Origin of the sequence: Bacteroides sp. AF25-38AC (genome assembly GCF_003602995.1) — a bacterium.
Lineage (GTDB): Bacteria > Bacteroidota > Bacteroidia > Bacteroidales > Bacteroidaceae > Bacteroides > Bacteroides uniformis.
Map to the genome: position 1 here is coordinate 156048 of NZ_QTMD01000005.1, position 22236 is coordinate 178283.

Consider the following 22236-nt stretch of genomic DNA (forward strand, 5'->3'; position numbering starts at 1 on the left):
ACAAAAGTAATACAAAATTCCGATTAATCCTCTTTTTTATTTTGTAAAAATATACTTTACACTATCTTTGTCACAAAAAGTCACAATGAATTACACGACCTATCTTTTCGACTTTGATTATACGCTTGCTGATTCTTCCCGCGGAATCGTCACTTGTTTCCGCAACGTACTGACCCGTCACGGATATACAGAGGTGACGGATGACGACATCAAACGTACTATCGGCAAGACTCTGGAAGACTCTTTTTCCATCCTCACCGGCGTGACAGATGCCGGACAACTGGCAGGATTCAAGGCAGAATACCGAAAAGAGGCCGATACGCATATGACTGTCAACACGGTGCTTTTCCTGGAAACCAAGTCCGTACTGACTGCACTGAAGGACTCCGGCGCCCGCATCGGAATCATCTCGACCAAATACCGATTCCGCATCAAGGAACTCCTCGACCAGCATTTTCCTGAAGATTTTATGGACATCATCGTGGGTGGTGAAGACGTGAAAGCCGCCAAGCCATCTCCCGAAGGGCTACTCCTTGCCATTAAGCGGCTACATGTCAGCAAAGCCGAGACCCTCTATATAGGCGACAGCACGGTAGATGCGGAAACAGCCCAAGCGGCCGGAGTAGACTTTGCTGGAGTCACCCACGGAGTAACCACTGCCAAAGAATTGGAGAAGTACCCACACCGGAAAATAATGAACACCTTGGAAGAACTGCTGGCAGTTCAGGAGGAGTATCCTTCCATATTCAAGATTGAAAATCCCATCCGGCCGGAAAACGCGCATGCCACTTCTCCCCGGAAACAGAAAAGGATAAGCGTCTGGCAAATCCTCCTTCTAGTGACACTCTTCTGGCTGGCTATTGAAGAGCTGGACATGACCGACGACAGCAACTTCTTCCCGGTTGTTTTCATACTGACATTGTGGGGTATCCTCCAAAAAAGAAGGATACTACCCAACAAAGCAAAAACTTTCATCGACTCATGGTGGCACCCCTGCGCAGTACGCTTACGCGCATTTCACATCAAGCTGATACAAGGGAGAAAAACTCCTCCCGCTGGCAACGAAACCTGCACCTGCCTGAATTGCGGCACCACCTATACCGGCAACTACTGTAACCGTTGCGGACAAAGCCGTAACACTCCACGCTATCGGTTGAGTAACGCGCTTAAAAACATTGCCGGAGGCTTCTTCAATATAGATAATGGCTTTGGACGTACCCTTCTGGAACTCCTCTACCGTCCGGGGTACATGATTAGAGACTTCATCGGTGGTAAGCGTGTAGAGTATTTTCGCCCGTTCCAGACACTCTTCATTCTTGCAGCCCTTTATATCATGGCTGTGCAACTGGTAGACCCGGAAGCCCTAAGCAAAAAAGAAAAGACGGAAAAGACAGAGCAGACAGACAAAAAAGAAATCATTGCCGCTAAAGAGAAGCTTACCAAAAAGATGGAGAAAACCTATAGCAAAGAGGAAAAGCGAGCCCTCGCCATCACTATAAAAAGCCTGGAGAAAAGCTTGAACAAACTGGAAGAGAAGAACGACTCCACTTCTGCCACACAGGTGTCCGAACAGAACAGCGATGATGGCGACCTCATCGATGAATTTGTAAACGACACCTCGGAAGTGGGAGACAGACTGGAAAAAGTCTTACAGAACTCTCCTTTCCTAATGAAAGTATGGAATCTGATGAAGAGCTGGGGACACGGAAACAAGGCATTCCGCATCATTGCCACACTGCCTTTGTTTGCACTTGCCACCCAACTTGCCTTCCGACGCCGGAAATATAAGTTAAACTACAATACCACGGAGCATGTGTTCATACAAGCCTACATAGCTTGCCAGATACTCCTGCTGAGCATCATCGTGCTGCCTTTCAACGGGTACGCAAAGGTAGACGATTTGTATGAGCTGCCTTTATGGCTTATTTTCGTCCTATTCTGTTGGGATTACAAACAATTGTACCGCTGCACCTGGTGGAGAAGCTTTTGGCGCACTATCCTCATGCTGACTTACAGTCTTGTGCTACTCGTCATATTCGCGTGTCTTGTAATGGCGCTGATGCTGGCCGGTATCTATGTTCTGAAATTCATTTTGTAACAGAAACCATCCCTACACGGACTGTTTCTCCTTGATGAAACAGTTTTTCTCCAATAATCTAAAAGTACAATCTGCATTAAAAGAACAAAAAAGCAAAAGAACATTTGTCCATTTAGAATAAAAAGAGTACTTTTGTGCCCGATTATTCCGCACCGGGTTCGACCAAGTGCTTTCTAAGTGATTAGAGACCACCCGACGGAGCTAACTTATACATTATATATAAGAAATGTACGCAATTGTAGAAATCAACGGTCAGCAATTCAAAGCAGAAGCTGGCAAAAAGCTGTTTGTACACCACATCCAGAATGCAGAAAACGGTGCAACAGTAGAGTTTGACAAGGTTCTTTTGGTAGACAAAGACGGCAACATCACCGTAGGTGCTCCCACAGTAGAGGGTGCAAAGGTTGTTTGCCAGGTCGTATCAAACATGGTAAAAGGCGATAAAGTTCTTGTTTTCCACAAGAAAAGAAGAAAAGGTTATCGTAAGTTGAACGGTCACCGTCAACAATTCACAGAGTTAACAATTACAGAAGTAGTAGCTTAATCAATTAAAACAGTAAGAAGAAATGGCACATAAAAAAGGTGTCGGTAGTTCTAAGAACGGCCGCGAATCACAGAGCAAGAGATTAGGCGTTAAGATATTTGGTGGCGAAGCTTGCAAAGCAGGTAACATCATCGTTCGTCAAAGAGGTACTGAATTCCACCCGGGTAATAACATCGGTATGGGAAAAGACCACACTCTTTTCGCTTTAGTAGACGGAACTGTACAATTCAAAGTGGGCAAGGAAGACAGACGTTCAGTTTCTGTTATCCCTGCAGAAAATGCAGAAGCATAAGTTTCCGAACAAGAAATAAGGAAAAGGGATGCAATCCGAATAGGTTGCATCCCTTTCTTTTATGTCAAAAGCAACACTTTATTTGTTTTTTCCATATCTTTGCACTCAAAAAACCGAATAACATAAAAACAAGTATAAGATATGCTTACCATCAAACAAATTACAGAAAACACCGACGCGGTTCTCCGCGGACTGGAAAAGAAGCACTTCAAGAATGCAAAAGAAACCATTGCACAAGTGCTGGACTTCAATGACAAAAGAAAAGCCAATCAAACCATCCTAGATAAAAACCTGGCAGAAGCCAACTCACTCTCCAAATCCATCGGACAACTGATGAAGGAGGGCAAGAAAGAAGAAGCAGAAGCCGCCAAAAGCCGCGTGGCCGAGCTGAAAGAAGTCAACAAGGACTTGCAAGCCAATATGGACCAGGCTGCCAACGATTTGCAGACTTTGCTTTATACCATCCCCAACGTTCCCTACGACAGCGTGCCTGAAGGCGTAGGTGCCGACGACAATGTAGTAGAGAAAATAGGTGGTATGGAAACCGAGCTGCCCAAAGACGCCCTGCCCCACTGGGAACTGGCCAAGAAATATGACTTGATAGACTTTGACCTGGGTGTCAAGATTACCGGTGCCGGCTTCCCCGTATACAAAGGCAAAGGCGCACAACTGCAACGCGCACTCATCAACTTCTTCCTGGACGAAGCACGCAAATCCGGCTATACGGAAATAATGCCGCCCACAGTGGTGAACGCCGCTTCCGGCTACGGCACGGGACAGCTGCCTGACAAGGAAGGGCAAATGTATCATTGCGAAGTGGACGACCTCTACTTGATTCCTACCGCCGAAGTCCCCGTAACCAACATCTACCGTGATGTGATTCTGGACGAAAAGCAGTTGCCCATCAAGAACTGTGCATACACACAATGTTTCCGCCGTGAAGCCGGTTCATACGGGAAAGACGTACGTGGCTTGAACCGCCTGCACGAATTCTCCAAAGTGGAACTGGTACGCATCGACAAACCGGAACACAGCAAACAATCCCACCAGGAGATGTTGGACCACGTAGAAGGTTTGCTTCAAAAGCTGGAACTCCCCTACCGCATCCTGCGCCTTTGCGGTGGCGATATGAGCTTCACGGCTGCCCTCTGTTTTGACTTTGAGGTGTATTCCGAAGCACAGAAACGCTGGCTGGAAGTAAGTTCCGTCTCTAATTTTGACACTTATCAAGCCAACCGTCTGAAATGCCGCTACCGTACGGCAGAAAAGAAAACAGAGCTTTGCCATACGCTGAACGGTTCCGCACTCGCTCTGCCACGCATCGTTGCCGCCTTGCTGGAAAACAACCAGACTCCAGAAGGAATCCGCATACCAAAGGCATTGGTTCCGTATACGGGATTTGAAATAATAGACTAAGGCCATAATAGTCACGTGCAGCAATACGCCTTTGACACTTTCTTTCGGGCACGAATTACATGAATTTCACAGTTGCGGTTAGCAAAAAACGTGAAATCCATGTAATTCGTGCCCGGAGTTTTATCATGACAAGCTTCTCCTGCGCAACTACAAAGTATTCTTCAAAATACGTGCAAACACCTCCTCGCGGAAATTACGTGCCACCGGAACAGTATGCCTCCCAACTATAATCCGATTGCCATCTATCATCTCAATCTTTTCCAAATTTATCAGATATGATTTATGGACTTGCTGAAATACTCCACCAGGAAGAGCCTCTATCATACGCTTCATGGTAGAACGTACAAGCAGCTTTGTGCTTTCCGTATAAATACAGACGTAATTTTCCAGCCCCTCCACCACCAGAATATCCTTAAACAACACCTTATGCATCTGACGGTCTGAACGGACAAATATAAAATTATTAGCTTCATCCGGCCATTTCTCCTGCTGCAAAAGACCATGTACTTTATTCACCGCTTTCAGGAACCGGTCAAACGAAATCGGTTTCAACAGATAGTCCGTAACATCAAGTTCATAACCTTTCAATGCATACTGCTCATAAGCGGAAGTGATAATCACATGAGGCGGATGGGCAAGAGATGCCAAGAGTTCAAGCCCCGAAAGATAAGGCATTTCAATATCCAGAAACAACAAGTCCGGCTGCTCAGTCTGCAAAAGAGTGTTCAACTGCATAGTATCTTCACATACACCCATTAAAGAAAGGAAATCCACCTTTTCCACATAGCGTTGCAATCCTTCACATGCAGTAGGCTCGTCATCGGTTATTACACATTTTACCTGTTTCATCCTATAATTCTATCACAAGTTTTACTCTAAACAAAGTATCTCCTCTATTTATGTCCAGCGTATGACGCTCCGGATATAGCAGCTCCAGCCTGCGCCTCAGATTTTCTATGCCGATTCCATGTTTTCCTTTCTGGTGCACTAATGGTTCCGGTATAGAATTTTCAATACTAAAACACAACTTGCCTTCTTTCAGACACATATCCATAGCTATAAAATAGTTCCCTCCCACATATTTGAAAGCATTCTCCACCAACGGTACAAACAACAATGGATAAATCTCAACCTGCGCCTCCATTTCATCGAAATGCACCTGCAACTGCAGCCGCTTCGTAGCACGAAGTTTACATAGGCTGATGTATTGTTTCAGATATTCCACTTCCACACGGACTTGCACTTTCTCCCCATCATTGTATAATTGGTAACGAAGCAAATCGGACAATTGCTCAAGAGTATGCCGCGGAGCCTCATTATTCTCATCTATCTGAAAATAAACCGTATTGAGTACATTAAAAAGAAAGTGTGGATGATATTGCGCTTTAAGGAATTTCAGTTCTGTCTGGAGCTGGTCATTTTTTATCTTCTCCAACTGCAGGCGTTGAGCTTCATTTTCCTTCTGTATCATCTGATTACGCAAGAATATATAAAAGAAGCCGCCAAGCAACATACTGACTATGGCCGGAACAGGCACATCGTATAAATCAAGACTTACCCCCATCAAAAAGCGGATGACCCACATCGTCAGAAGACACCAGACGGGAACCGTCAGGACAACTACCCCGTATTCCTGCCACCATACCAACTTCCGCTTCCGGCACAAACGAAGCCAATACTTCAATAGAAAAAAGATAGGATAAGACATGAAGAGTACCACAAGCATATCCTTCAGCATGAAATTCCACTCATTACTTTCCCAATAGTATTCATGTTTCGGAATATCATTCGCCACACGAATACACAGAAAAAGAATCACGGCAAATAATGCCGGCACCAGCCACTTGTTCCACAGTCTGCCCATAACAGTTACAAATTTACTCTTTTTGTTTCATCTATTTCTTTTTTCCTTCTGCTTTCTTTTGTCTCGCTGCCTTTTTGAAAACGCCAGGCGAAAGCAATACCCAGCACACGTTTGTTGTGCCGTTCGTCAACAAACGCCTGCACACCGGGAGATTGAATATCTACTTTTTGATAATTGGTGTTGAATACATCCTTGGCAAACAAGGTAACGGTGCATCTGTTACGGAACATCTTCTTTTGGATGCCGACATTCACTTCCAGCGCCGGATGTACTGTGGCTTGTCCGTAGGCCATTCGTCCATTATAATTTGCCGAAAGTTCGGCCGACCATACGGAAGTGAAAGCAAACTGGTTCATGCAGCCGAATATCGGGGTAAACATACGGTTTTTCATTTTCTGCCCTTGCTCCGTCCAACCATAATTATTATAAATACCGATAGCGGTCAGATTCACCTTCCAAAAAGAAACAGGTGAGAGGTTGGCGGCATGTACACGCATACCCGTCTGTACATAGGAAGACAGATTCTGGGGCATTACATAGATACGCCGCCCCTCCTGTTCGCGATAGCTCTTCATGATAGCATCATCTGTATGCGAGAAAAAGAGCACTGTCTGAAACCAGTCACGATACACATACCCCAACTCTATATTATCAGAGAAAGAAGGATGCAGCTTCGTATTTCCCCCTTCATGGGTATAGTCATCAAATATATAGGTAAAAGGATTCAAATCACCATAATTGGGGCGGGTAATACGCCTGCCATACGAAAGCTGAAACAGATGTTCCGAAGTCAAACCGTATTGCAAAGCAATAGTAGGAAACAAATGGAAGTAATTCGTTGTAAACGAAGAGTCTTTCTGTTGTGTATTTCCTCCAAAATCCCCGTGTACATGGGTATGTTCCAACCTTAGACCCGCTGAGATTTTCAAGCGGTCTTTCTCATAGCCGACTTGTAGATAAGAGGCATTGATATTCTCATCATATACGAATCGGGAACCAAGTGCCCCGTCCGGCAGCCAGCCGGAAACCGACGGACGCATATAACCTGCCGTATTGTCTATCGTAACAAATGAGGTTTTGACTCCGGCCTGTAACTTCCAAACCTCACTCAATGGATAAACCGCATCTATCTGTCCGACATATAAGTCGGTATTTCCCTTCATATCCCCTTTCAATGTATCGGGCTTAAAACTATCCATCAACTGGTTTCCAACACGGTAGTAATGGAAATAATCAAAAGAAGCGCTGAGTTCTCCCCCTTCTCTTTTCAGCTTGTGCACCATACTGGTTCCGGCAGAAACATTATTCCGGTTTTGCTCCGCATGGCTGTAAGTATTTCCCGCAACTCCGGTTTCTCGGATTTCCGTAAACATGCCTGCATTTTCCCTTTGCCGGGAAAAGTTTCCACCCAATGAGACTCCCCAAACTGTCCGCTCATTGAGATAATAATCACATCCGGTACGAAAATAGTGCGAATAATTCCTACGCTTCCGGTAAGAGTCCTGCATCATCCTTCCTCCATCCCGTTCGAACGCACGGTCGATAAACAAGTCTATGACATCCTTCCCCTGATAATACGAATAGTTCAAATAAAGATTGAACTTATTCTCCCGGATATTCATGGAGGCACCTCCATAACCGCTACCCGTCCGTCCAAGACTGCCATTGCCGTTCAAGGCCAGATTCACACCGCGCAGTCTGATTTTTCTTGTACGGATATCAATCAACCCGGAGCTTCCCGCCGCATCGTGGCGTGCGGAAGGCTGGGTTATCAAGTCTATCTTATCAGCATTAGTTGCAGGAGTAGATTTCAACAGACTCATCAATTCATCTCCCGAAAGATAAGTAGGCTTGCCATCCATCAGAATCGTCGCACCGCTTTGTCCGTTCAGCAAGATATTACCATTGGAATCTATCACGACTCCCGGCAGGGAAGCAAGAACATCATAAAGACTTCCCGTACTTTGAGTGACTGACGCATCCATCCGGTAACTTGTTTTACCGGCAGATATTTCTACCAACGGGAGTTTAGCAGTTACCATAATTTCTTCCAAACGCTGGTCGGCAATCGTATCCTGCTGCGACCAAACCACCAAAGGCATACTCAATAAAATTGCCCCTAAAAAAACATTTCGATACATACTCTTCCTCATTTTTTATTTCAAAAGTAGGCAGGCTGTAGAAAGTGAACAAATTATAGTGACAAAGGAATGTTATCCAGTGACAACATGCAGTTTTACCCTATTCTTCTTTTGATATTACCAAATAACCCCTATCTTTGCAAAATCTATCAATCTGACAGTAATTGCGTAATTACACCAACAAAATTATTAGATAATGAATAAAATCATTAGCAAAGAACACTTTTCTGAAAAGGTCTTTAAGTTAGTCATTGAAGCACCATTGATTGCCAAATCACGTAAGGCAGGGCACTTTGTCATTGTACGTGTGGGCGAAAAAGGCGAACGTATGCCGCTTACCATTGCGGAAGCCGACCCGGTAAAGGGAACCATCACACTGGTGGTTCAGGAAGTCGGGCTCTCCTCTACCCGTCTTTGCGAACTGAACGAAGGCGATTATATTACGGATGTTGTCGGCCCGTTGGGACAAGCTACGCACATTGACAACTTCGGTACTGTGGTCTGTGCCGGAGGTGGTGTAGGCGTAGCTCCCATGCTCCCTATCGTGCAAGCGCTGAAAGCTGCCGGCAACCGCGTCATCACCGTACTGGCAGGACGTACCAAAGAACTGATCATCCTTGAAAAGGAGATGCGCGAAAGCTCCGACGAAGTCATTATCATGACCGACGACGGTTCCTACGGACGAAAAGGTCTGGTGACGGAAGGCGTAGAAGAAGTCATCAAGCGCGAGAAGGTGAACAAGTGTTTCGCCATCGGCCCCGCCATCATGATGAAATTTGTTTGTTTGCTGACAAAGAAATACGAAATCCCCACGGATGTATCCCTGAATACGATTATGGTTGACGGTACCGGCATGTGTGGCGCCTGCCGAATCACCATCGGAGGAAAGACCAAATTTGTATGTGTGGACGGCCCTGAGTTCGACGGACATCAAGTGGACTTCGACGAGATGCTGAAGCGTATGGGCGCTTTTAAAAACATCGAACGCGAGGAGATGCACAAGCTGGAAGAACCTCAGACCTGCCAAGCTACCGGTGAAAACATGGAAGATGAGAAAAGCCGTAATGCTGCATGGCGTCAGGAGTTACGCAAATCCATGAAAGCCAAAGAACGGACTGCCATTCCACGTGTAGAGATGAACGAACTCGATGCGGAATATCGTTCGCACAGCCGCAAGGAGGAAGTCAATCAGGGCTTAACGGAAGAGCAGGCACTGACCGAAGCCAAGCGTTGCCTGGACTGTGCTAATCCGGGCTGCACGGAAGGCTGTCCCGTAGGTATCGACATCCCCCGCTTCATCAAGAACATTGAGCGCGGAGAATTCCTCGAAGCGGCCAAGACACTGAAAGAAACCAGTGCACTGCCTGCCGTCTGCGGTCGCGTCTGTCCGCAGGAAAAGCAGTGTGAATCCAAATGTATACACCTGAAGATGAACGAGAAGCCGGTAGCTATCGGTTATCTGGAACGCTTTGCCGCCGATTACGAACGGGAGAGCGGGCAAATCTCCGTACCGGAAATCAAGGAAAAGAACGGCATCAAAGTTGCCGTCATTGGTTCGGGTCCCGCCGGTCTGTCGTTTGCCGGAGATATGGCAAAGTATGGCTATGACGTTACCGTTTTCGAAGCACTGCATGAGATTGGCGGTGTATTGAAATACGGCATTCCGGAGTTCCGCCTGCCCAACAAAGTGGTGGATGTGGAGATTGACAACCTTGCCAAAATGGGAGTGGAATTCGTCAAGGACTGCATTATCGGTAAGACGCTCAGCGTGGAACAACTGGAAGAGGAAGGATTCAAGGGCATATTCGTAGCTTCCGGAGCAGGACTGCCCAACTTTATGAATATCCCCGGCGAGAACTCCATCAATATCCTCTCGTCCAATGAATACCTGACCCGTGTCAATCTGATGGATGCCGCCAGTGAAGACTCCGATACTCCGGTTCCTTTCGGCAAATGCGTAGCCGTGATAGGTGGTGGAAATACAGCTATGGACTCCGTACGTACCGCACGCCGTCTCGGTGCAGAGCGTGCCATGATTATCTACCGTCGTTCGGAAGAAGAAATGCCGGCACGTATCGAGGAGGTGAAACATGCCAAGGAAGAAGGTGTAGAATTCCTGACCCTCCACAACCCAATCGAATACATTGCCGACGAACAAGGAAAAGTGAAACAAGTGGTGCTTCAGAAAATGGAACTGGGTGAACCGGATGCCAGCGGACGCCGCAGTCCCGTACCCATCCCCGGAGCCACGGAAACCATCGACATCGACCTTGCCATCGTCAGCGTAGGTGTATCTCCCAACCCGATTGTCCCAAGCTCCATCAAGGGATTGGAATTGGGCCGGAAGGGAACGATTGCCGTCAATGATAACATGCAGTCGTCCATCCCGACCATCTTTGCCGGAGGCGACATTGTCCGCGGAGGTGCCACCGTAATCCTTGCCATGGGAGACGGACGAAAGGCAGCAGCAGCGATGAACGAGCAGCTAAAAAAATAAGAATCTGTCATGAAAGGTGGAGACATACGAACTCCACCTTTTTTATTCTACTACAACCTCTCCCTCTACTTGCCCCTTCTAGCATACAATTTAAATATTTCAAGAATATGAAACGTATTTATCTATCCCTCCTTCTCTGTTTGGCTTACCTATTGGCAAGCGCCCAAGAGCCCCTAAACGGGGATTCCCTTGCCTCAGACTTTCGGTATCTGGTAAAAGAACTGGCAGCAACCCATCCCGACCCTTACAGCGGCTTCGGAGGAAAAGTATTCTTCTACGAACAAGCTTTCCATCTGGAGAACGAGTTACGCCGGACTCCCGGTACGAAACAGACCTTTTTTGACAAGGTAAGCATTTTCCTATCCAATCTGCAAGACGGACATACCTACCTTTTACCTCCCACAGCCAATCAACAAGCAAATCAGCGTTACCTGGCACTGGAAGTACGCACCATCCCCGACGGCATTATACTTCAAGGAATCCCTGAAACGTACAAAGACTTGTTAGGTAGCCGTATCACAACCATCAACGGAGATTCTTTAGAAGAGGTACTGGCCCGCACTGCCGCTATCCAAGCCAGTGAAAACCTATATGACCGTTATGCCAATCTATGCAGGTCCATGCCTACGGAACATTTCTTGAGACAGCTTTTCCCTGAAATGAAAGACAACCTTCACCTCTCACTTCTTACTCCCGACGGCAAATCAAGAGGATTAACCCTTCCCTTATTGTCAAGGCAGGAAGTGCAAAACACACCCATGCAACACAATAACAGTTGGAAAGCTTATACAGACAAACAACTGGCCTATCAGTTCATAGACAACGACAAGCAAATAATGCTCATCAATATCAACAGTATCATGGCACGGGATAATTTTGAGTATATGCAAAAACAAGGGCTGAAAGATTTATACCGGCAAATAGGATTCTATTATCGGGATATCCTGAAACAAGAGATGCCCGCCGATACCCTGCTAGCCATTCGGCAACTCCCGTCCCTTTCCGAAGTTTTCGCCCATATGCTGAAAGAGATGAAGAAGGAAGCCTCCTCCACCCTCATCATAGATTTGCGCAACAATAGCGGTGGCTGGACTCCAATTGTCCTACCCACACTTTACCAACTGTTCGGCGACCACTTCCTGCAAACGGATATGGATATAGAATTCTATCGTATCATCTCTCCCCTCTACATGCAAAAACTACAGACAAACTTACAGGATTTCAACCAAGCATACGGAACAGACTATGCCTACGGTGACTACACTTTTAGTACGGACGAAGCAGACACCACAAACATAGAACAGCGACGGACCGACTTCATCAAGAACTGTATATCCAGTGTGCCGGAAGAACTGAGAAAGCAACAAGGAAAGGCGCTCTATACTCCGGAACACATTTACGTCATTACCAACGAACGTACCTTCAGTGCAGCTTTCCACTACACTTTCTATCTGTGGAAAATGGGTGCTACCCTTGTAGGAATACCCAGCGGACAAGCCCCCAATACCTACATGGAACAAACCTTATTCCGGCTACCCTATACCGGTATGCAAGGCTCTATCTCCAACTCCATACAAATATGCTTTCCGGGCAAAGACCGGTGTGCCCACACACTTTATCCAGACTTGATGCCCACCTATCAGGATTACCAAAGATATAATTTCGATGTCCAAACTGAGATTCTGTATTTACTCGACAAGATTAAATCGGCTCCTCATTCTCATACGAACCCTGCGGAGAAGAATCAGAAGTAAAACAAAGCCCCGTTTACAAATAAATTGCAAACAGGGCTTTATTTCCATATTTCAATATGGAGACTACTTCACCACCTTGTTCGTTGCCGGGTCGGGGAAAATCACCGTCGGCTTGAACGACTTGGCTTCTTCAAAGTCCATCAGCGCGTAGGACATGATAATAACGATGTCATCAGGTTGCACCTTGCGGGCTGCCGCACCGTTCAGGCAAATTTTGCCAGAGCCACGCTCGCCTTTAATAATGTAGGTTTCAAAACGTTCACCGTTATTATTGTCGGCTATATACACCTTCTCGCCGGCAATCATGTTGGCGGCATCCATCAAATCTTCATCAATCGTAATGCTTCCCATATAGTTCAGGTTCGCTTCCGTGACGCGGGCACAATGGATTTTCGACTTCAACACTTCAATCATCATATCTTTATAAATTACGAATTACTAATTATAAATTACAAGGCAGCAGGCTCTTTGTACTTGATATTATCAATCAGACGAACTTCCCCACAGAATACTGTGATGCAACCCACAGCATAAGAAGTTTCCTCCCAATCGGTAATCTTCTGTAAGGTATTGCCATCCACCAGCTCAAAGTATTCCAAACGCAATCCGGGGGCGGCTGCGATGGTGTCTTCCACAAACTTCTGTGTCTCAGCTACCGTATGTGAAGCTCCAAAGGTACGACTTTCAAATAAAGTCTGCGAAATTTTCAGTGCATTTTTACGTTCTTCGGCAGATAAACGGGCATTGCGACTGCTCAGAGCCAACCCGTCTTCCTCACGCACAATCGGACACCCTACAATTTCCAAAGGATATTTCATCTGGCGGACCATCTCGCGAATAATTGCCAGCTGCTGGAAATCTTTCTCGCCAAAGTAGGCACGATCCGGCTGCACAGCATCAAACAGTTTGCTCACAATCTGGCAGACACCGTTAAAATGTCCCGGACGGAATGCTCCTTCCATCACTGTGTCCAGCGGCGCATAGCTGAAACGGCGGGCATCCGGTTCCGGATACATCTCCTCCACTGAAGGTGCAAAGACAAATGCCGCTCCACACTCCTCCAGCAAACGGCAATCAGCCTCCGGCGTACGGGGATATTTCACTAAATCATTCTTGTCATTAAACTGGGTCGGATTTACAAAAACGCTTACTACGGCAGCGTCATTTTCTGCCACACAACGTTTCACCAATGAGGCATGACCGGCATGCAAAGCACCCATCGTAGGCACCAGACCTACCTTCTTTCCCTGGGCTCTCAAAGCCGAAAGTCCGGCCTGCAAGTCCTTGATAGTATGTACTATTTCCATTTTAATTGGTTATATAATAACTTGGTTGTTCGCAAAAGCGGTGCAAAATAAACCATTATTTAGCATATAAAGAAGAAATATCGCAAATTAATGCAAAACTCAGTACACTTTCCGGCAATTCCAGAAGCAGCTGTCTCACTGAATAACAAGCAGTTAACAATTCATAAGGAATTATAGACGGGCTCCGTTTGCTTTATTGCCCGATTTTTTTTATATCTTTGCAGAATAATTGAGAACATTGTTATTATGACAAAGGCGAACAAGGTTTTATTTATAACCCAAGAAATTACCCCTTACGTTTCAGAATCCGAAATGTCCCTCGTAGGCAGAAACCTACCTCAGGCTATTCAAGAAAAAGGCAGAGAAATCAGAACGTTTATGCCCAAATGGGGAAATATCAACGAACGCAGAAACCAGCTGCATGAGGTGATACGACTCTCCGGCATGAACCTCATCATTGACGATACCGATCACCCGCTCATCATCAAGGTTGCCTCTATCCAGTCTGCACGTATGCAAGTATACTTCATCGACAACGATGACTACTTCCAGAACCGCTTGCAGGTAACAGACGAAAATGGTGAAGAGTATGAAGACAATGATGCCCGTGCCATCTTCTATGCCCGCGGCGTACTGGAAACGGTGAAGAAACTGCGTTGGTGTCCCGACATCATCCACTGCCACGGCTGGATGACCGCTTTAGCGCCTCTGTACATCAAAAAAGTCTATAAAGACGAACCTTCCTTCAGAGATGCCAAAGTCATATTTTCCCTTTATGAAGATGACTTCAAACAACCTTTCCACGCAGACTTCTCTAACAAGCTATTGTTGAAAGGCATCGCCAAGAAAGATATTGCAGGATTGAAGGAACCCATTGACTACACAGCACTTTGCAAACTGGCTGCTGACTTCTCCGACGGCATTATCCAGCAAAGCGAACACGTCAATGAGGAAGTACTGAACTATGCCCGCGAATCCGGAAAACCGGTATTGGAATATCAATCTCCCGAGAACTTTGCTGAAGCCTGCAATGACTTCTACGACAAGGTATGGGAAACAGAACAAAAATAAAATCGATTTAGACAGTTAAAACTATGAAAGTAAGATACCTGGGAACATTGCTTTTGGCAGTCCTGACTTTCTTTGGATGCGATGACAACACCGGAACATTAGGTCTGGGTATGTTGCCCGATTCTGACGGCATGTCAGCGCATACTACTACTTTTAATGTAACAACACGTTCATTTGCCGTTGATTCTGTATTTGCCAAAACGAGTACCGGCTATATAGGCAAGTTTTCCGACCCGGAATTCGGTTATTACGAAACAAGTTTCCTTACGGAGCTGAACTGTACGGAAAACTTCTCCCTTCCGGAAGTGTATAAAGTGACCGAACGGGACAGTGAAGGAAATCCAATCAAGGCAACTGGTACAATGACTGCCGACTCGGTAGTTTCAGTGCAACTTGCAGTCTATTATTCCAGTTGGTTCGGCGACTCCCTGAATGCATGCCGGATGAGTATCTATGAATTGGACAAGAAGCTGGACAAAAATCGCTATACCAATATCAATCCGGAAGAGTACTACAACAAGTACGACCCCAAGTCCCTGCTCGGACGTAAGGCTTATTCAGCTTTCGATACGTCTGTTCCGGACTCTGTGAGATTTGAAAAGGACAATAACGGTTATTACACTTTCTATCCCAATGTGACGTTCCCATTGGACAAGAAAACTTTCGGCGAAGACAGAATATTGAAGGTTTATCGCGAGCATCCCGAATACTTTAAAGACGCCGCAACTTTCATAGACAAGATTTTCAAAGGAGTATATGTAAAGAGCGATTACGGAGATGGAACCATCCTCTATGTGGATTATGTGGCTTTAAATATGCAATTCCGTTTCCACCACGTAAATGATACTACCGGTGTAGCACTGAAGAAAAAAGATGGTACAGACTCTTTGTTCTATAGCATGCAGACTGTATTTGCCTCTACCAAAGAGGTTATCCAGGCAAACCAGTTCATGAATTCTGATTTGATAAAGGAAAAGGCTGCCGAACCCCAACACACTTATATCAAATCTCCTGCCGGTATCTTCACCGAAGCTATCATGCCATACGATTCAATATACAACAAACTGACCAATGACACCCTGAATGCCGTGAAGCTGACTTTCACGAATTACAATATAAACAGTGACTACGAATATAGCATGAGTGCTCCCAATGACGTGCTGTTGATACGTAAACAGGACTTGAAGAGCTTCTTTGAAGAGAACAAAGTCAGGGATAATATTACCTCATTTACAACCACCCACAATGCATTTGCTACTAATCAATATGTATTCAGCAACATAGCCCGTTTGGTTACCACTTGCATCAACGAAAAACAAGCTGCCAAGAAAGCCGCCAAAGACAAAGCCGGCAGTTCTTGGAATGAGACAGAGTGGGAGAAAACTTGGAACAAAGAAAATGAAGACTGGGATAAGGTATTGCTGATTCCGGTTTCCATTACCTATGACAACAGTACAAGTAGTAGCGGTAACAAAACCATGACCGGTATCCAAAACGACCTTAAGCCGGGATATGCCAAACTAAAAGGCGGCCCGAAAGAGAATGCAAAAGGTGAAGTGGAATCTCCGCTGAAAATAGAAGTTACATACACCAGTTTCAACAAGTAACTGACAGATATTCCATAAAAAAGCCTTCCACTCATTGTTGAGCGGAAGGCTTTTTTGATTGATGGGACAAGCTGCCGATATTATTCAGCAGCCTTTTTAGTTGTTTTCTTTGCGGCAGGCTTTTTGGCAGGAGCCTTGGTCTTTGCCGGTTTTTCTGCGGCAGATTTAGCTGTAGCCTTGCTCTCTTTCTTTTCTGCAGCCTTTATCTTCTCTAACTTGGCCTGTGCTTTCTCCAATTCCTTATGCAGTTCCTCTATCTCGGCACCTTGGTTCTGGATAGTGGTCAGCAATGCATTCAGCTCTTCATTATCTATATCCACCGGATAGAGAGAATCGACACGTTTGATAAAGTCACCAAGAATATTCATATAATTGGTAAAAGCATCAAAAGGAGATTCATAAATGCCACGGTTCAAACCGACACCGCTTTGCTTGGTAGTCATGAAACGGAAGTTGTTACTTGCCTGCAGATAATCCCAGTCTTGCTTGATACGGCGGTCATCACAGAGATGGACACGTTCGGCAACACTATACAGCTTGTTGAATGCTTCACGCTGCATCACATTACCCAGCCAACAGCTGGTATCTCTTTCTTCGTCCACCCAAGACATCGGGTATGGAACATCCAACTGGGAAACAGATTTCAGTTTGGTAACGATTTCCGTCGGTGTGGAGAAAGTAATCCCCTTTTCCTTGGCACAGTATGGAAGAGCCTTCAGGAATTCCAGAATATTGGAAGACAACGGCTGTGCCATACCCAGAGCAGAGAGTTCCATAAAGACATTGATGACCTGCTCTTCCTGCGGCAGAGCGTCAATCCAGTTGATGTACTTGTCGGCAAACAAAGGATACTCGTTCCACTCGGAGTTGGAGAAGCGCAGGCTGATGTCGTCAGACAGCTTAAAATCACGCAACAGTAACTTCAAGTTAGGATTCATAGAGCAATGGTATACATAGTGCGGACTCTTCCAACCCAGAACATGCTTGGCTCCTTCCGTCAGCATACCCTTGAATCCCAAAGCTGCCACCATCGCACCAATCTCATCATTATAAATCAGGCTGGAATTACGGAACACCTTCGGCGCCTTACCGAACATTTGCTTCATCTTAGCGCTCTGACGCATCACCTCTTCCTTGAAGCAATCCTCGTTGGCCAGAGAAGAAAGGCCATGGGAATAAGGCTCGGCAAGGAACTCACAGCAACCGGTATCATTCAGCTGGTGCAACAAGTCGATGACAGCCGGTGCATATATTTCCAACTGCTCCAGCGCAACCCCCGAGATGGAGAAAGCCACTTTAAACGCACCTCCGGAATTCTTCACCATTTCAATCAAGGTGTTCAATGCCGGGATATAAGAGCGTTCGGCTACATCATTGATACTGGTTTCATTGGCATAATCATCGTAGTAATAATGATCGGTACCTATATCAAAGAAACGGTAACGTTTCAGATGAATGATTTGATGTATTTCAAAATAAAGACAGATAGTTCTCATTTCTATTATTGTTTTTGTTATTTACCATAGTTTCTTAACACATCCTCGTAGAGGGCGCGGATTCTCAAGCCTACTTTTTCCCACGTGATTCCATCCACTTCTTTCCTGCCTTCCTCCTGCAGATATTGGAAGAGAGCGGGATTAGTGCAGAGGGAATAAATGGCATCGGCCATTGCATGAATGTCCCAATAATCGGTCTTAATGACCTTATCAAGAATTTCACCGCATCCCGACTGCTTGGAAATGATGGAAGGAGTCCCACACTGCATGGCTTCCAGCGGAGCGATACCGAAAGGCTCGGAAACGGAAGGCATAACGAATACATCACTGTTCTTGTAAACCTCATATACCTGCTTTCCCTTCATGAAGCCCGGGAAGTGGAACCGGTCGGCGATGCCCCGCTCGGCTGCCAGATTAATCATGGCATCCATCATATCTCCCGAACCGGCCATAACAAAGCGGATGTTGCGGGCACGCTGCAATACCAGCGAAGCTGCTTCCACAAAGTATTCCGGTCCCTTCTGCATGGTGATACGGCCCAGGAATGTCACAATCTTCTCTTTGGAATGGTCGGGACGTGGAATGTCCTGGTATTCCTGCGAGAGAGGATAGACGGCATTGTGCATGGCAAACACCTTCTTGGGGTTCTGATGGTACTGCTCAATAACCGTGCGGCGGGTCAGTTCGGACACGCACATGATGCAGTCGGCATAATCCATACCGTTCTTCTCCATAGAATAGACGGTAGGATTGACTTTTCCACGTGAACGGTCAAAGTCAGTAGCATGGACATGGATGCAGAGCGGCTTTCCGCTCACCATCTTGGCATGCACTCCGGCGGGATACGTCAGCCAGTCGTGGGCATGAATAATATCAAATTCCTGCTGGCGAGCCACTACTCCGGCAATCACCGAGAAGTTGTTTATCTCTTCGTGCAGGTTGCCGGGATAACCGCCGGCAAAGTCCATGCAGCCTATGTCATTGACGTGCATATAAGAGAAATCCGAATAGATATGGTCACGAAAAGAATAATAATCTTCCGGCGTCATGTTGCGCGTCAGCCTCGACTTCAAATAATTGTAATCGACATCACGCCACACGATAGGCACCTGGTTCATGCCCACTATCTTCAAGAAGTCCTCTTCTTCGCCCGTCGGCTTGGGCATGCAGAAAGTAGTTTCCACATCACCCTGCAAACTTAATCCCTTAGTTATTCCATAAGAAGCAACCGCAAGACCACCATATATTTTGGGAGGAAATTCCCATCCAAACATTAAAACTTTCATCTTCGTTCCTCCTATTATAAATTATACTTAGACAATAACTTCAAGATACGCAGGATTTCCGCCGTATTCATGGCAAATGACACCGCCCCTCTTCCAACAAACGGAGGATTACCATCGAAGAGTTCGGGCAATGCGCCAATACAGTGGGAAGTCATTTCATCTTCCATACCGATGAGGTATCTCTCTACAAACGACACGCCACTCACTTTATAGATACGCAGATATGCTTCCATGTAGAAACCCATCAGCCACGGCCATGCCGTACCCTGATGATAGGCATAATCTCTTTGAATCTGAGGACCTACATAATTCGGATTGTATCCGCCACTCTTGGGGCTCAGTGTACGCAAGCCCTTCGGAGTCAACAGTTCTTTCGTCACAATATCAAGCACCTGTTTCTTCTGGGCCCTATCCAACGGAGAATAGTCAAAGGCAACGGTAAATATCATGTTGGGACGTACGCTCCAGTCCATCATATAACCATCCACATAGTCGAACAGATAGCCATACTCATTGCGGAAGACGTCTACGAAAGACTTTCCGGTGATTTCTGCCTGAGCGTCCAGTGTATCGGCAAGAATTTCATTGCCCCCCTCCCGAACCATATCGGCTACAAAACGCAGGGCATTGTACCACAGTGCATTCACTTCTACAATGTAGCCCGTACGTGGAATAACCGGGCGGCCATTGGCGGTAGAGTTCATCCAGGTAACCGCTTTCTCGGTGCCATTGGTATACAACAGTCCGTTTTCGTGCAGGAAGAGATTGTCATGCCTGCGTTCATGGATATAGTCAACAATCTCCTCGAGAAGATTACCGTACATCTGCCGGCAATTTTCACGCGAAGTCTCCTTGGCATACTGCTGTAAAGCCCAGACAGCCCACAGCAGCACATCCGGATGCTCCATCTCGTATATCTTATAGGAGGAAGGTTCTCCATTGATAAACTCACGGATAGCCTTTTCGGCTGTTTTCATCACGTCTTCAAATTCATCTTGCTCGCCTAAGGCCAAAGTAAGACCCGGCAGGGAGATGAACAAGTCACGGGCGCGACACTTGAACCAGGGATAGCCTGCAAGCACATAATGCTCCTCGCCCTGCTTGTTGTGGAACTGGTGCGCCGAGTTTTTCAGACAGTGGTAGAAACTGTCACGCGGAGTGCGGTCGGCCACCTCGGACTCAAAAGTCTGCTTCAGCTTGCGGGGAGAAATCTCGGAGATACCGGCGGAGAAGACAACGCTTTCCCCTTTCTTTATATCCACTTCAAAATATCCCGGCACATAAAGGTCTTCGTTGAAGTCATATCCGCGTTCCTGTTCTTTGGGATACTCGATACCACGATACCAGTCAGGCTGGAAGTGGAACTCATTCTTTTTGTTGAGCTGCATGAACAACTCCGGATAACCGGGATACATGCAGGTTTTAATGCCATTCTCTACCAACTGGTAGTCGCGGCTTGCCTGCGCATTTTCGTGCGTGTACTCGCGCACACTGCGGAATGCCAGGAAAGGGCGGAAACGAAGTGTGGTTGCCGAATGGGCATCGACCAAGGTATAACGAATCAGAATCCGATTTTCATGGTGTACGAAAATCTTTTCCTTACGAAGGATGACGCCTCCTACACGATAGGTAGTTGTGGGGATATTTTCACAGTCAAACTCTCGGATATACTTGTGCCCGTTAGGACTGAAGTGGTTTCCTTGATACTTATGCAACCCCAGGTTGAACTCCGCACCGTGCTGAATTACAGTTTCATCCAAAGAAGACAGCAGCACATGGTTTTCATCATCGAGGTTGGGGACCGGTATCACCAACAGACCGTGATATTTGCGTGTGTTACAATCTACAATTGTTGTACAATGATAGGCTCCCGACCTATTCGTCCGCAATATCTCCCTTGGCAAAGATTCTTGCAGATTAATCATCAGGGTCTTGTCAAATCGTAAATAACTCATAGTTGTGCATTATTTAAAGGTTAATTATTTCGGTATATGCGCTACAAGCCATGTAGCGATGCCCAAAAATACGAATTAAAGCTTATAGGCAAAATAAAAAGTCAGTTTTTTTTCGGTTTTCGTCAAATATTCCGTAGTATTGTACAAAAATAGCAATCACTGTACGAAATATGAAGCATGATATACGCAGAATGGCATTGGCGGCGGTTATACCCCTATTCCTGCTATTCATTTTATACATTTTAAAGTTTTTGGAGACAGGCATGGATTGGAACTTCACACGACTGGGAGTATATCCGATGGAACAGCGGGGCGTGTTCGGAATTTTCGCACATCCACTGGTACACAGCAGTTTCAAGCATCTGTTCGCCAATACGATTCCACTCTTTTTCCTGATGTGGTGTCTGTTCTATTTCTACCGGCATATAGCCCCCTACATCTTCTTTGCCATTTGGATAGGATGCGGTGCGCTTACCTTTCTTATAGGGAAACCGGGATGGCATATCGGAGCCAGCGGCATCATATACGGACTGGCTTTTTTTCTGTTCTTCAGCGGCATTCTGCGCAAACATGTACCGCTTATCGCCATTTCACTGTTGATAACGTTCCTATATGGCGGCCTGGTATGGAATATGTTCCCACAATTTGCCAAAGCCACCACTTCCTGGGAAGGACACCTTAGCGGAGCCATAGCAGGCACGCTATGCGCCATAGGCTTTATGGAATACGGTCCCCAACGGCCCGATCCGTTTGCCGGAGAGGAAGACGAAGAGGAAGACGAAGATGAGGAAAACAATGAGGATGAGGACGATAAGAAGGAAGAGGAGAAGGATGAGGATTCGTCTACAAGGATTGAATAGCACGTTTAAGAAACAATAAAAAAAACAAAAAGAGGGGCAAAGAGTTTA

General features: G+C 46.0%; 17 protein-coding genes. 9 read left to right on the forward strand and 8 right to left on the reverse strand.

The features are described from left to right. Positions 1 to 85 precede the first annotated feature (85 nt). The 4 genes from DWY55_RS05325 (at position 86) to serS (ending at position 4350) form a co-directional block, all read left to right on the forward strand. Positions 86 to 2098 carry an HAD-IA family hydrolase gene (locus tag DWY55_RS05325; protein ID WP_120178032.1) on the forward strand — a complete coding sequence of 671 codons (2013 nt, stop codon included), beginning with the start codon at positions 86 to 88 and terminating at the stop codon, positions 2096 to 2098. Between the two features lie 226 nt (positions 2099 to 2324). After that, entirely contained in the window at positions 2325 to 2642 is a 318-nt protein-coding gene (gene rplU / locus DWY55_RS05335) for a 50S ribosomal protein L21 (protein WP_005828892.1), read from the forward strand. A 22-nt stretch (positions 2643 to 2664) separates the two neighbouring features. Then, the gene (gene rpmA / locus DWY55_RS05340; RefSeq protein WP_005828893.1) at positions 2665 to 2934 is read left to right on the forward strand and encodes a 50S ribosomal protein L27; all 270 of its coding nucleotides are present in this window, start codon (positions 2665 to 2667) and stop codon (positions 2932 to 2934) included. A gap of 141 nt (positions 2935 to 3075) precedes the next feature. Continuing rightward, positions 3076 to 4350, forward strand: a complete 1275-nt coding sequence (gene serS, locus DWY55_RS05345; protein WP_005828896.1) for a serine--tRNA ligase — start codon at positions 3076 to 3078, stop codon at positions 4348 to 4350. 147 nt (positions 4351 to 4497) lie between these two features. On the opposite strand, the gene DWY55_RS05350 is transcribed toward serS, so the two are convergent. The 3 genes from DWY55_RS05350 to DWY55_RS05360 are packed head-to-tail and all read right to left on the reverse strand — an operon-like array spanning position 4498 to position 8355. Further along, a complete protein-coding gene (locus tag DWY55_RS05350; protein WP_005828898.1) occupies positions 4498 to 5199 on the reverse strand; it encodes a LytR/AlgR family response regulator transcription factor in 702 nt (233 codons plus the stop codon). Position 5200: 1 nt separating this feature from the next. Continuing rightward, positions 5201 to 6214, reverse strand: coding sequence for a sensor histidine kinase (locus tag DWY55_RS05355; protein ID WP_005828900.1), 1014 nt, complete (start codon positions 6212 to 6214; stop codon positions 5201 to 5203). Between the two features lie 5 nt (positions 6215 to 6219). Then, positions 6220 to 8355 carry a TonB-dependent receptor domain-containing protein gene (locus DWY55_RS05360; protein WP_005835473.1) on the reverse strand — a complete coding sequence of 712 codons (2136 nt, stop codon included), beginning with the start codon at positions 8353 to 8355 and terminating at the stop codon, positions 6220 to 6222. Positions 8356 to 8551: 196 nt separating this feature from the next. Between DWY55_RS05360 and DWY55_RS05365 the strand changes: the two genes are divergently transcribed. Further along, positions 8552 to 10852, forward strand: a complete 2301-nt coding sequence (locus tag DWY55_RS05365; RefSeq protein WP_035449960.1) for a bifunctional dihydroorotate dehydrogenase B NAD binding subunit/NADPH-dependent glutamate synthase — start codon at positions 8552 to 8554, stop codon at positions 10850 to 10852. 107 nt (positions 10853 to 10959) lie between these two features. Next, positions 10960 to 12606: a S41 family peptidase gene (locus DWY55_RS05370; protein WP_117877921.1), complete on the forward strand. Its 1647-nt coding sequence runs from the start codon at positions 10960 to 10962 to the stop codon at positions 12604 to 12606. A gap of 63 nt (positions 12607 to 12669) precedes the next feature. Here DWY55_RS05370 and panD read toward each other — a convergent pair whose 3' ends face one another. Next, positions 12670 to 13023, reverse strand: a complete 354-nt coding sequence (gene panD / locus DWY55_RS05375; protein ID WP_005823568.1) for an aspartate 1-decarboxylase — start codon at positions 13021 to 13023, stop codon at positions 12670 to 12672. 32 nt (positions 13024 to 13055) lie between these two features. Continuing rightward, a complete protein-coding gene (gene panC, locus DWY55_RS05380) occupies positions 13056 to 13913 on the reverse strand; it encodes a pantoate--beta-alanine ligase (protein WP_044469131.1) in 858 nt (285 codons plus the stop codon). Between the two features lie 246 nt (positions 13914 to 14159). Here panC and DWY55_RS05385 point away from each other — a divergent pair, with 246 nt between their 5' ends. Then, positions 14160 to 14984, forward strand: a complete 825-nt coding sequence (locus tag DWY55_RS05385) for a glycogen/starch synthase (protein WP_009037059.1) — start codon at positions 14160 to 14162, stop codon at positions 14982 to 14984. A 23-nt stretch (positions 14985 to 15007) separates the two neighbouring features. Further along, positions 15008 to 16591, forward strand: a complete 1584-nt coding sequence (locus DWY55_RS05390) for a DUF4270 domain-containing protein (protein ID WP_005835469.1) — start codon at positions 15008 to 15010, stop codon at positions 16589 to 16591. 80 nt (positions 16592 to 16671) lie between these two features. Here the strand turns inward: DWY55_RS05390 and DWY55_RS05395 are convergent, their stop codons facing one another. From DWY55_RS05395 to DWY55_RS05405, 3 genes are read right to left on the reverse strand one after another with little or no spacing between them, the layout of a single operon-like run. After that, the gene (locus DWY55_RS05395; RefSeq protein ID WP_005823576.1) at positions 16672 to 18087 is read right to left on the reverse strand and encodes a glycoside hydrolase family 57 protein; all 1416 of its coding nucleotides are present in this window, start codon (positions 18085 to 18087) and stop codon (positions 16672 to 16674) included. A 17-nt stretch (positions 18088 to 18104) separates the two neighbouring features. Further along, positions 18105 to 19373, reverse strand: a complete 1269-nt coding sequence (locus DWY55_RS05400; RefSeq protein WP_005823578.1) for a glycosyltransferase family 4 protein — start codon at positions 19371 to 19373, stop codon at positions 18105 to 18107. A 14-nt stretch (positions 19374 to 19387) separates the two neighbouring features. Further along, entirely contained in the window at positions 19388 to 21328 is a 1941-nt protein-coding gene (locus DWY55_RS05405; protein WP_005823580.1) for a glycogen debranching enzyme N-terminal domain-containing protein, read from the reverse strand. A 170-nt stretch (positions 21329 to 21498) separates the two neighbouring features. On the opposite strand from DWY55_RS05405, the gene DWY55_RS05410 reads away from it, so the two are divergent. Continuing rightward, complete coding sequence (locus DWY55_RS05410) at positions 21499 to 22188, forward strand: rhomboid family intramembrane serine protease (protein WP_005823585.1); 690 nt, start codon at positions 21499 to 21501, stop codon at positions 22186 to 22188. Positions 22189 to 22236 lie beyond the last annotated feature (48 nt).